We start from the raw sequence: 13,285 nt of genomic DNA on the forward strand, positions 1-13,285 counted from the left end.
CTAGGGAAACTCTGAAGAAGACTTCCAAATTTAGGCAAAATACCCAGATTCCACCCGACGAGTTTTCCATGAAGCAGATGACCTTCGCCGATGCCGAATACGCCGGCAAGCGTAAGCAGACCCGCAAAGAGATGTTCCTGATCGAGATGGATCAGGTGGTGCCGTGGAAGGGGCTGATTACTCTGATCGAACCGCATTACCCGAAGGGTGATGGCGGTCGTCCGGCCTATCCGCTGGTGGTGATGCTGCGTGTTCACCTGCTGCAAAGCTGGTTCGGCTACAGCGACCCTGCGATGGAAGAAGCCCTGTACGAGACGACGATTCTGCGCCAGTTTGCGGGGCTGAGCCTGGAGCGCATTCCTGACGAAACCACCATCCTCAACTTCCGTCGTTTGCTGGAAAAGCACGAGTTGGCGGCAGGGATTCTCGGGGTGATCAATGGTTATCTGGGGGATCGTGGTCTGTCGCTGCGCCAGGGCACCATCGTCGATGCCACGCTGATCGATGCGCCAACTTCGACCAAGAATAGGGGCGGCAAGCGCGACCCGGAAATGCACCAAGCCAAGAAAGGCAATCAATGGTACTTCGGCATGAAGGCCCATATCGGGGTGGATGATGAATCGGGCCTGGTGCATAGCGTGGTGGGCACGGCAGCCAATGTGGCCGATGTCACTCAGGTCGATAAGCTGCTGCACGGCGACGAAAACGTGGTCTGTGCCGATGCCGGCTATACCGGCGTGGAGAAGCGTCCCGAGCATGACGGTCGCGATGTCATCTGGCAGATCGCGGCACGACGCAGCACCTACCAGAAGCTGAGCAAGCGCAGCGCCCTGTACAAAGCCAAGCGCAAGATCGAAAAAGCCAAGGCGCAAGTCAGATCGAAGGTTGAGCACCCGTTCCGGGTGATCAAGCGTCAGTTCAGTTATGTGAAAACTCGCTTCCGTGGCCTAGCCAAGAACACGGCGCAGTTGGTGACGCTGTTTGCATTGTCGAATCTATGGATGGCCCGCCGACATTTATTGAGCAATGCCGGAGAGGTGTGCCTGTAATGTGGGGAATAGCCGCCGCGAGGTGCTCGCAGCGGGTAAAAAGACAGGAATGAGTCAGTGATCTGAGCGTTTGGGATCGACTCGCCACTTTCAAAATCGGTGGTGGCCGAAGACAGCCAGAAACACATGGCTACTTCAGACCATCCCTAGGTTATCTCTGTTGACCAGCATGGACAATGACGACTTCCGTGAAGCGAGAGAGGGTGCGGAGAGATTAATGTCTTTATGGAACGAAGGTGCCGCCAACGACTTTAAGGATAGAATCAATCAGAGTAGCACCATGCATTGGGTGGTCAATCCTGGCAAAGAGGGCTCCGAAACACTACTCGCCCAGGCTGCCGCAGCTGCCGAAGCGTTCGCCGCCGCCGGTCAATCTATGATCGTTGATGCTTTTTTTTATTTCCCCCAAGCAGGTTCTGCGCTATCCACTGAACCCAATGTGCCTAAGAATTTTGTCAGTTCGCGCGCCAACCATTTTCGCGAACTTTTTGATCGCCTAGGCAGCGAGAATGGTGGGGTTGTGTGGGATGGACCCCATTACGACCCATCCCTGGATCGCCACCTGCTAAGCATCGTGGTGGTTGCGCGAGATGCGAAAGGCAAACCGCAATTTATGGCGGGCTATGAACTCAAGCTTGACGAACGCATCGAGCGTATCCAGAAGTTACTTGATCAACATGCTAGCCTTTTACTTGATTCCAAGGGTAAATTGATCGCAGACCTTTCAAACTCGTCGTTCGATAATCTCTCTTTAGATCAGCTACATTCATTCATTCGCAGTATTCACATCAATGGGGATACCCCACAAATAACATTATTCAATGGCGCACCGGTAGTGATTGCCCGGCTAGCAGAGACGGATTGGTTTCTGGTATCGATGTACAAACAGAAGCGACTGTGGACTGAGTCTATTGACGTGATAACAAAAGAGATTTCTTTTACCATCATTGTCTTTATTATGTTAACAATAGGGATACTGCTGGTATTGCGTAGGCAATTGGCTTTGCCATTGGCGGACTTTGCCGAGGAGATTGAGTTCTCGGTGCGAGGTGATCACCTACCGCGACGCTTGCCCGAGATGCGGGAGGATGAGTTGGGGCGTTTTGCTAAAGCATACAATTCGTTGCTTGATGCAATGCAGGCGCAGCAAGCAGGGCTCGAGAGTTTGGTTGAACTAAGAACCTTTGAGTTGCAGACAGCGCGTGAAGTGGCGGACCGGGCTAACCAGCTCAAAGGTCAGTTTTTAGCCAATATGAGCCACGAGATTCGCACTCCCATAAGCGCCGTCATTGGTATGAATCAACTGTTGGCTTATACGCAGCTAACAGCAGAGCAGGAATATTTCGTAAAGTCCATCCACGAGAACTCTGACGCCCTGTTGACACTTATAAACGACATTTTGGATCTATCAAAAATCGAGTCAGGGAGTATGACTATTGAGGAAACAGAGTTTGATCTGATCGAGTTGGTGGAAGAAATTATCGAGATGATGGCGATACGAGCCTCCGAAAAGTCCTTACGTATAAGCTGCCAAATTTCGAAAGAGACCCCTCAACGAGTATTAGGCGATCCTTGGCGCCTACGACAAATTCTGTTGAACCTGGTAAGTAATGCCATTAAATTCACCGCGAAAGGGTCGATTCGTGTTTTGGTCTCTTGTGCCGATTCCAAACGCATAAACTTTCAGATCATCGACACCGGCATCGGGATTCAAGAGGAGGCTCAAAGTGTGATTTTCGATACTTTTATCCAAGCAGATGCCTCCACGGCCCGGCACTATGGGGGCACCGGTCTAGGCTTACCGATCAGTCGTCGCTTAGCACAGCTTATGGGTGGCACGATAGAACTACGTAGTACGCTCGGAGCCGGATCGACATTTTGTCTAACCCTTCCATTTTTGCCTCAAAAAGCCAAAACGCTGATTCCGGCGGTTTTGAGAGACCTGCATGTACTCGTGATCGATGAGGATGCTGAGGAGCGTGTCGCTTTGGTCGAGATGCTGGAGCAATGGCAGATGCTATGCCAAAGTGCAGCGTCGGCCTCTAAAGGCTTGGCCCTGATGCACTATCAGGTCGACGAAGGTACTCCTTTCGACATCGTGCTAGTAAATTACCGGCTGCCCTCGATAGACGGTTTAGAATTTGCTGATATTTGCCGTCATGAACCTAAATTAGCCCAGCCTCTACTCGTACTGATGTCAGCGCATGGTGAGGCCAAAATCTCGCCACAGATAATGGAGTCTCACGCGATAGTCGCTTGCGTAGCAAAGCCAGTACGCCGTCAGCGCCTTCATCAAACGCTTTGCCACTTGCTCGAACAGAGAGAGCAGCCATCCACCGAATCGCCTTGCAACTTACGCTCGTTGGAGCGTCACGATTGGTCGCTCGAAATTTTGGTGGCAGATGATAACACCACCAATCGAGAGATCACCCGGCTGTACCTGGAACGCTTTGGCCACAATGTCACATTAGCTTGTGACGGTCTCGAAGCTCTTGCAGCGATGGGCAGAAAAGTCTTCGATGCGGTATTGATAGACGGACAGATGCCTAAGTTGGATGGCATTGGTGCAATTGAACAAATTCGCTCGGGAACGGTAAATATCCTTGATGAGGATATATGGATCATCGCGTTGACAGCCAATGCCATGCGGGGTGATCGCAATCGGTTCTTGCAAGCAGGCGCCAATGATTATTTGGCCAAACCAGTCTTACCCGGTTTACTATTTGATGCTATTTCTAGCGCCATCGATCATCAACTCGATCGTGGTATTGATTTACATGATATGAATTCTACAGAATCTAGGCCGAGTCTAAAAGTAATGCGACCCACTGATGAGTTGGCGCCATTGCGGACACAACGTTTACAGCGTCTATTCATTGAAGATTGCATCAGTCTACTCAATACTTTGAAAGATGCGATGTTATGTTCCAATTTTGACACTGCAGCAAGTGCGGCCCACTGCCTCAAGGGTAGCAGTGGCCAATTCGGTGAGGAGGCACTGGAGGCTGACGCATCATTGGCCGAGCACGCAGCACTAACTGCCGATTCTGACTTGTTAGCTATTGTCTTGAAACGACTGGAAGTGCATATTTTTTTACTCAAGTCTGCTCAGGACTTCGACCCTATCTAAATTTTGGAGATAACAAATGCCCGAGCACCGTTTGTTGCTGGTCGATGATCACGGATTAGTTCGAGAGGGCCTGCGAGGACTGCTAGAGGACGTTAAGGGGATAAGCGTCATTGGTGAGGCGGGAAACGGTCACGAAGCTATAGCGCTATGCCGAGAACTACATCCCGATATCGTTTTGATGGACTTGAGCATGCCTCTACTAGACGGGGTTTCCGCCGTTACGATGATCCGGGCTCGTTGGCCAGCAATTCGCATCCTGGCTTTGACCGCAAACATATCGGAGTCGAATGCTGCATTTGCTCTAGACTCAGGGGCTCATGGATATCTGCTTAAGCGCAGTCGACTCAACGTTTTACTAATGGCCATTGAACGGGTAGCTGCGGGGCTAACCTTTATTGACCCAGAAATGAATAGTCTTCAGGTGCAGGCTCTGCGCATAAATAGCGGTAAAACTTCTGCCGGCTCGTCCCTGACCGGCCGTGAGCGACAGATACTCAAATTGATCGCAGAGGGTGCACGTAATCGTGATATTTCGGCACTGTTGAGCATCAGCCTGAAGACCGTAGAAACTCACCGTTTGAATCTCATGCGGAAACTCGATGCTCATAATGCTGCCGATTTGACTCAGTGTGCTTTTCGCTTTGGCCTACTAGTGACCGAGTGATCATCTCCCGCCAACAGCTCGAATGTGCACTACTGGTCCCGCTCCCTCCCCAGCACCCAGCACCCAGCAGAGCTCAGTATAGTGACCCACTGAAGCCGCCCCCTCCCCCTTTAGGCGAGAATGCTCGCCAGATCCAGGTGTCGTATGACCAAGCAACGACGTTCATTTTCTGATGAATTCTAACACGAGGCTGCCGTCCCCCCATGCCCAAACAAAACTACGCCTACATCGAAGCCTGTCGTTCAGTCGGCGGTACGCCGCTGGATTGAGCAGGAACTGTACACGAGGAACAGGGATGTTTAACTTACTGGTAGCTGGCCACAGCGAGATGCGGGCAACTGTTGAATGACTACTTTTGGACGATTGTGTTGAAAACGTAGGATTTTCAGATCACCTGAACTCAGGCACGACCTCCTCCGGAGGACCTACTCACCACATTAAGTGGTTTCTCGGCCCTTCGTTGACCTTTGTTGCTTGTTATTGGGTTAATTTGAAGTTTTTGGCTTAGTGCAGGCGCACCTATCCCGTGGCAGGCGGCCCTTGAGATGTAAATTTGGCCAGTCGACGCAAGTTCTGTAGCGCAGCCGCCAGCGTGAACTCATCGGACGCGCGACTCATGCCACGTAGTCGCAAACGATCCAGTTTCAAGATGCGCTTGAGGTGGGCAAACAACATTTCGACCTTCTTACGTTCGTGGCGAGAGCGCACGTACTCCGGCGTCGCCGCGATGCGTCGAGCCACATCACGAGCGGCTTCATGGACGCTGCGGACGATCTTGCGAATCGAGGGGTTCGGGCAGCACTTGGCTTTCATCGGACATGTCGCGCAGTCGGTCTGTCTGGATCGGAAGATGATGGTGTTGGCTTTTGTAACGTGCGACACTCGTCTTTGAAGGCTCGCCATTCGCTGCGTAATACATTTCCGGCTGGGCAGCGGTATTCCTCAGCCTCTTCATTCCAGTGGAAATCGTTACTCGAATAGCTGTCGTTCTTGCGCTCAGTTTTGTCACACACCGGCACATGCGGTTCGATGTCTTTTTCCTCAACTATCCAAGCCAGCATCGGCGCGGTACCGTAAGCGGTGTCGCCAATGAAGCGTTCCGGCTTGATGTCGAACTGCGCTTCGACCCGATCGATCATCGTCTTGGTGCTCTCGACTTCTGCGGTTCGATAAGCCGGTGTGGGTTCCACATCCATGATCACACCCTGCTCGGTATCGATAGATAATTCGTGGAGTAAGCGTAGAACGCTGGGCCACCTGGAGCTGCGGTCCAGCGGGCTTGAGGATCAGTCATCGATAGGCGCTTCGGCAGCGTTTCGGCAGCGTTTCGGCCAGAGCCTCTTCATCGAGGGCCTCAAGATACTCACGCACGGCGCGGGTGCTCAGGGCCGGATCGCTCCAGTTGACCTGTACATCACTCGGTACGCCGCGCTGCCGGCTGGCGTCCGCATTGATGATACTGGCGTCCACGGCAAAGCCTCCACCTTTGACTAAGCCTGCGTCCATGCAACGACGCAGCACTTCATTGAACAGCCAACGAAAAGATGGACGTCTTCTATGCCCTGTATTCCACAGTGCTCAGCCCGCTGAGTTTCAGTCTGATTCGCGAAAGATTGTAGTAGTATATGTATCCTGCGAGCTCCGATTCAAGCTCATCGAGATTGTTGAATTTGTTTAGGGAAGCGAACTCTGAATTTAACATACCAAAAAAGCTTTCTGTAGCCGCATTGACATAGCACATTCATCTGCGGATATGCTCGGCTTTAATGCGCGCTCGTTCAGTACTCTCCGTTAAATAGGCATCAGGTATTGCCATCCCTGGTCGGAATGCAAGATCGATTTATCGCGTGGCCGCAGCCGCTCAAAAGCTTCTCGTAGCATCGCACCGCCCATGTCGAACAGCTGCGCTTGGCGGTCTTGAAGGCGACGAATTCGCCGTTGTAAAGGTCAAGTATCGCTGAAAGGTAAAGCTTCTACCCGCCGACCGTAAACTCCTTAACATCGGATACCCACTTCTGACTCGGTCGTTTGGCATCGAACCTCCGCTTTAGCTGGTTCGGCGTTAGCTGACCCTTTTCATCGCTGTAGGCGCGCAAATTCTGGTCTTCCGTATCAACGGCTCATAGCACCTTTTACTGACAGTAAAACGTGCTATGAGCAGGCCCGCCAGTTTCAGAGGTGTTCCAGAGGGTGCTGTTGCGTCAGTCCAATCACGATTTGCGCTTTTCCGCTGCGCTGCTCGTTCCTGCGATTGTACTAAGGCATCGAGCTGTTTTAAATAAGCATTTTCCATCCGCATCTGGTTCAGTTCGGCCAGCAAATCATCACGTGTATGTGTACGTGTTTCGTCGTCCGAGGATTCAGGCTGAATGGGCGGATTGGTTTTGTCATTTTTACGTGAAGTGCACTTGCTGACTGCTAGGATAAGCCGTCCAAACCACCTTTACTTTCGCTCCCATTCACCAATTATGTCGGATATCAGGATATCAAACAGTGAGGCAACTTGGCGATAGGAGATATCTTCCTCCCGCATGTGCAGCAGTACGGATCGCTGCAATTAAAGCCTGAACCACTACATTTTTTGACTTCTTCTCGCCATCACAAAATTTTCATGCACCGTATATTCCAGATTTTTCTTCACCACTTCACAATCTCAAAAAAAAATTTTCAGCATTCCCCTACGCCTCATTGTGAATTTTTCATTCTACACATGTGAAACTGAAATCAAATACAAATTGAACCCGCAAAAGCAGCTTACATAAACAGTGCTTTACAGATTATTTGTATAACTCGCCTTTACCACAGCAATTGAAAAAGCCTCTATCATATTTTAATTATTATTACCCACGCGACCCATATTAACAATTAAATTTCAAGATTTTACAAAGCAGAAAAAATCACAACATACCACTACCCCTTCACCTCGGCGCAAGCAGTTGCCGAGTCCGAGTATGCAGTCTTCGCAGAATGCAGATCGCGCGACCCAAAGAAAAATCATGGACAAATAAACGCTTACACCCAAGAAACTCAATTGGCAAATTATGAGCGAGACACATGAATTCAAATATATCAGGTGTTTACCTTATATCAACCGTAGCATTCGTTTAATATGATCAGATTTAATACTAGAGAAATCAGGATGACTCTCCTGAACATTGCAGTAGCCACTGCTATTTTTACCGAACCCCAACCAAGTAAAGAGATAGGTAGCGGGGCCCCGTGGGATATCAGACCAAGAAAGGAAACGACTACCTCTCTGGAATAAATACCGCGCCAGATTAGGCTCGCCACGCCTACAGCGCAGCCGCTTGCGATTAAAACGCAGCTTTACAAGCGCTGCCTGTTCCGGCGCCGAGAAGCGTACCAAGCTCGAAAATCGTTAAGTTATCTGACAGATCGTAGTGCGAGGCAGCAACTACTCATGACTGAATTAACCCACCGACTCTATAAGCGAAAGCCAAGTATCACACGACTCTTAGGCTATCCAGGCTCGAACATTTATTTCGGACAACACGTGTCAATTTATCTAAATAAAACTACGATTTTGGTGGGAGACTGAAAAACACCTCGCTCAACTCATCATATTGCTTGCTCTATCGGACCTTTGGATAGCTCGAAAAAGCGAATAGATACAGTTGCGCAAGGAACGTAGGAATTATAGGGAGCGCCGCTTAAGGTTACCGCGCGCCCGCTCAAAATGAAACCGGAGACTCAATGCAGCCTACTCAAGACTTTACTCCAGAGAACCAATGCACACCAAAAAGCAGTCATGGTACTGTACCTTACAAACTACCTCTGAGCTCTACTCAAGAAGTCATTTGGCTTGACCAGTTTATCAATCCGGAATCCAACGACTACAACCTTGGCTTCCTTCTCCTTATTGACGGGGAGCTGAATAAAAAAATATTTTCTCGCGCTTTTGAATGTGTTGTTTATCAACACGACGCATTGCGCCTACGCCTCAGCAACACCAACGGACAACCCCTTCAGCAGTGTATTAACACCATCTCTATATCTGTACCAATACACGATTTCTCTCAATGCATTGATGTAGACGCGCGAGTAAAGCAACATACTCACTCGGCGTTCACGTCCCCGTTCAACTTGAATGAAACACTGTGGCGCTGTGAACTGGTACGCGTAAGCGACACACGCTGGTACTGGCTGTTCTGCTTTCACCATCTGATTTCTGACAGTTTAAGCTCGTCACTGCTTATTGAGGAGCTGGCTGACATTTATAGTCGCTTAATTAAGGAAACAACCCTACCAGCCCTCCCCCCTTCCTATCTCGAATTTATTAATGAGGATAGGATCTATCTAGACTCTCAACGCTATGCCAGCGACCGACGATTCTGGCAAGAACGCTATACACATCTACCCCCTGCATTACTACAACCAAAAAACGCAAAAAAAACAGTAAGCCACAGAAAAACTGAATCGGTTCTTTGGCAGTTGGATAAAGCGTTTTTTCGTCGCATTGAACAGTTTTCAGCCGCTTACGAGTTGTCTATCTTGCACTTCATGTATGCCGTTTTATCCTGCTATTTCTCTCGCACTGCAAATACGACGGAGGTTGTCATTGGCATACCTGTACACAACCGCCGAAATGCCAGACAAAAGCGCACTATCGGAATGTTCTCATCTGTCATTCCGGTCAAAGTGACCATTACGCCCCAAGACTCCATCCTTGATGTTATGCGCAAAGCCGCTACAGAGTTGCGGCGCTGCTACAAACATCAACGACTGCCAATCGCCGAGATAAATCGGCACACGCAAGTCCAGCAAGAGACAGGGCGCACTCAACTGTTCGATATTACGTTATCACTTGAACTGATTGAATTGAACGCGCACATGCCAGGTACCACAGTCAAACTATCAGAATCATTCAGAGGGACACCGCACTCTCTCGCAATCGCCATTTACCAATACACATTTACTAACCTGGACGATGACAACCAACCTGTCACAATTGAATTCAATTTTGATACTAGTTATCTGAGCAACGCTGACATTATGGCCTTACAGTCACGCTTTGGTGTGTTGATGGAGGCCATTCTTATGTGTCCGGATGCATTGATCGGCAGCTTGCCGATCATGTCAGACACAGAACGAGAGCAACTGTTGGTGGATTTCAACGCCACTCAGGCCGACTTCCCGCAAGAGGCACTGATCCATGAGCTGTTCGAGGACCAGGCACGACGCCACCCCGACGCCACCGCGCTGGTGTTTGAATCCCAGTCGCTGAGTTATGGCGAACTCAACCGCCGGGCCAATCGCCTTGCCCATCACCTGATCGCATTGGGGGTACGGCCGGATGATCGGGTGGCGATCTGTGTCGAACGCAGCCTGGAGATGGTAGTCGGCTTGCTGGCCATCCTTAAAGCCGGCGGCGCTTACCTGCCGCTGGATCCGGCTTACCCGGCCGAACGTCTGGCCTATATGCTCGATGATGCCGCGCCGGTGGCCTTGCTGACGCAGGCCGCGCTGCTCAACACCCTGCCCGGCCACCTGCCCACCGTGCTGCTCGATGCCCCGGAGCCGTTACTGCCAGACAGCAATCCGGACGCCAGGGCCTTGGGCCTGACGTCCCATCATCTGGCTTATGTGATCTATACCTCCGGCTCTACGGGTCAGCCTAAAGGGGTGATGGTCGAGCACCGCAATGTCAATCGTTTGGTTATCAATAATGCGTATGCAGACATCAACTCGAGCGACTGCGTGGCGCATTGTGCCAACATCGCCTTTGACGCCTCGACCTGGGAAATCTGGTCTGCACTTCTCAATGGTGGGCGTCTGCATGTGGTGCCACAGTCAGTGTTGCTTGATCCGGTGCAGTTCCGTGATTCTCTAGTGAAGGGACAGGTTTCCGCACTCTGGTTAACCGCCGGCTTGTTCAACGAGTATCTCGATGTGCTTGAGCCCGTGATTGGGCAACTGCGCTACCTTCTCGTTGGCGGTGATGTGCTTGACCCACGAAAGATCCTGCGCGCGCTGCTGGTTGAGACGCCGCCAGCACACCTGATAAACGGATATGGTCCAACAGAAAGCACGACATTTGCCACTACCCATACCATTACATTCCCCCTCGACATTGCTCGTTCCATTCCCATCGGTCGACCCATCGCCAATACCCAACTCTATATCCTCGATCCTCAAGGCCAGCCCGTGCCCATCGGCGTGACCGGCCAGATCCACATCGCCGGGGCCGGCGTCGCCCGGGGTTACCTCAATCGCCCCGCGTTGACCGCAGAGCGCTTTGTCACCAACCCATTCTCCCCAGACCCGCACGCCCGGATGTACTGCACCGGCGACCTCGGCCGCTGGTTGAACGACGGCTCCATCGAGTACCTGGGCCGTAATGACTTCCAGGTCAAAATTCGCGGATTTCGGATCGAACTCGGCGAAATCGAGGCCGCCCTCACTCAATGTCCCGGCGTGCGCGAAGCCGTGGTGCTCGCCCGGCAAGATCAATCAGGCGACCAGCGCCTGATCGCCTATTTACTGTCCGAGCCCGGGGTCGAACTGATGCCCGCCGAGCTGCGTCAGCACCTGGCCCAACACCTGGCCGAGTACATGCTCCCCAGTGCCTTCATGACCCTGGACGCCTTCCCTCTTACCCCCAATGGCAAACTCGACCGCCAGGCGCTGCCGATGCCTGACCAGTCCGCCGTGGTCACCCGGGGTTATGAGCCTCCACAAGGCGAGCTGGAAATACGCCTGGCCGACATCTGGCAAGAGCTGCTAGGCCTGGAACGCGTCGGGCGTCACGACCACTTCTTCGAGCTCGGCGGCCATTCGTTGATGATCGTCAGCCTGATTGAGCGCTTGCGCAACCTCGGCAGCCCGCTGGATGTGCGCACCGTGTTCTCGACCCCGGTGCTCGCCGAGATGGCCCTGGCCATCAGCGCCCAAGGGGATAACCTCCTCGCCATGATCGTGCCCCCTAACCGTATTCCCGACGGCTGTCAGGCCATCACCCCCGACCTGCTGCCCTTGATCTCACTGACCCAAGCCGACATCGACACCCTCCTCGAGGCCGTCCCCGGCGGCGCGGCCAATGTGCAGGATATCTACCCCCTCGCCCCGCTGCAGGAGGGGATCCTGTTCCATCATTTGCTTCAGGAACAAGGCGATGCTTATCTGCTGCAGAGCCTGCTGGCCTTTGCATCACGTCAGCGCCTCGATGACTTTCTCGCCGCCTTGCAGCAGGTGATCGACCGCCATGATATCCTGCGGACCGCCGCTTGCTGGCAGGGCCTGGCGCAACCACTCCAGGTCGTCTGGCGCCAGGCCCCGTTGCCGGTCGCAACCTTTATTCCTTCCTCGCCAGACGACGTGGCGGCCCAGTTGCTGGCCCACACCGATCCGCGCCTACATCGTATCGAGCTGACCCGCGCACCCTTGTTCGCCGCCGACATCGCCCACGATCCGCAACAGGACGAATGGCTGCTCGCGTTTCGCTTCCACCATCTGGTCAGCGACCATATGACCCTGGCGCTCATCGTCGCCGAGATCACCCTCATTTTGCAGGCGCGCACCCAGGACTTACGCCCAGCGCTGCCCTACCGTAACTTCATTGCCCAGACCTTGAGCGTGCCGCTCTCAGTGCATGAGGACTATTTCCGCGCTCAGCTTTCCGACGTTGACGCGCCCACCGCGCCCTTCGGCGTCCTGCATACCCAGGGCAGCGGCGAGCATGTCAGCGAAGCCCGTCTCCCGCTCGATGCAGCCCTGGCCGAGGCCGTGCGCACCCAGGCCCGTCGGCTGGGGGTCAGTCCCGGCGTGCTGTTCCATGTCGCCTGGGCTCAGGTGCTGGCACACACCAGCGGCCGCGACGATGTGGTCTTCGGCACCGTGCTGCTGGGCCGTTTGCAAGGTTCACTCGGTGCCGACCAGGTGATGGGGATGTTTATCAATACCCTGCCAATACGAGTATCCCTGGCCGAACGCAGCGTACTTGAGACGGTGCAGGCCACCTACCAGGGCCTGACGGCGTTGCTCGCCCACGAGCAGGCCCCGCTGGCACTCGCCCAGCGGTGCAGCGGGGTAGCACCGCCGATGCCGTTGTTCACTGCCCTGCTCAACTACCGTCATAGCCAGGCCAGTGAAGTTGACCACGCCTGGGAGGGCATGCGCCTGGTGTCCGCCGAGGAGCGTACCAACTACCCCATCACCCTCTCGGTGGACGACCAGGGGGAGGGCTTCACACTGACCGCCCAGACCCTTCACGGAATCGATCCCGTACGGCTGACCCATTACCTGGTCACCGCCCTGCACGGCCTGCTTGATGCCGTGGTCAGCGATCCACAAAGGCCCATCCTGACGGTACCGATTCTGCCGGACGCCGAACGCCAGCAACTGCTGGTGGATTTCAACGCCACTCAGGCCGACTTCCCGCAAGAGGCACTGATCCATGAGCTGTTCGAGGACCAGGCACAACGC

At 53.1% G+C, this 13,285-nt stretch carries 4 protein-coding genes and 2 pseudogenes; 4 read left to right on the forward strand and 2 right to left on the reverse strand.

Features of this window, described 5'->3' with window-relative positions:
- Nucleotides 1–68 precede the first annotated feature (68 nt).
- The 3 genes from EAH78_RS31865 (at nt 69) to EAH78_RS31875 (ending at nt 4,843) form a co-directional block, all read left to right on the forward strand.
- On the forward strand, nt 69–1,049 hold the full coding sequence (locus EAH78_RS31865) for an IS5 family transposase (protein WP_140672301.1): 981 nt from the start codon (nt 69–71) through the stop codon (nt 1,047–1,049).
- Nucleotides 1,050–1,266: 217 nt separating this feature from the next.
- A complete protein-coding gene (locus EAH78_RS31870) occupies nt 1,267–4,179 on the forward strand; it encodes a response regulator (RefSeq protein ID WP_161599722.1) in 2,913 nt (970 codons plus the stop codon).
- 16 nt (nt 4,180–4,195) lie between these two features.
- On the forward strand, nt 4,196–4,843 hold the full coding sequence (locus EAH78_RS31875) for a response regulator (protein ID WP_140672306.1): 648 nt from the start codon (nt 4,196–4,198) through the stop codon (nt 4,841–4,843).
- A gap of 519 nt (nt 4,844–5,362) precedes the next feature.
- Here the strand turns inward: EAH78_RS31875 and EAH78_RS31880 are convergent.
- Both EAH78_RS31880 and EAH78_RS33525 read right to left on the reverse strand, forming a co-directional pair.
- Nucleotides 5,363–6,385: pseudogene (locus EAH78_RS31880) on the reverse strand (transposase); the annotation flags it as partial.
- Between the two features lie 13 nt (nt 6,386–6,398).
- Nucleotides 6,399–6,897, reverse strand: a pseudogene (locus EAH78_RS33525) (IS3 family transposase); the annotation flags it as partial.
- Between the two features lie 1,660 nt (nt 6,898–8,557).
- On the opposite strand from EAH78_RS33525, the gene EAH78_RS31890 reads away from it, so the two are divergent.
- Nucleotides 8,558–13,285: non-ribosomal peptide synthetase (locus EAH78_RS31890; protein ID WP_140672310.1), on the forward strand; the 4,728-nt coding region annotated here is incomplete at its 3' end.

The organism is Pseudomonas arsenicoxydans, assembly GCF_006438915.1.
GTDB lineage: Bacteria > Pseudomonadota > Gammaproteobacteria > Pseudomonadales > Pseudomonadaceae > Aquipseudomonas > Aquipseudomonas arsenicoxydans_A.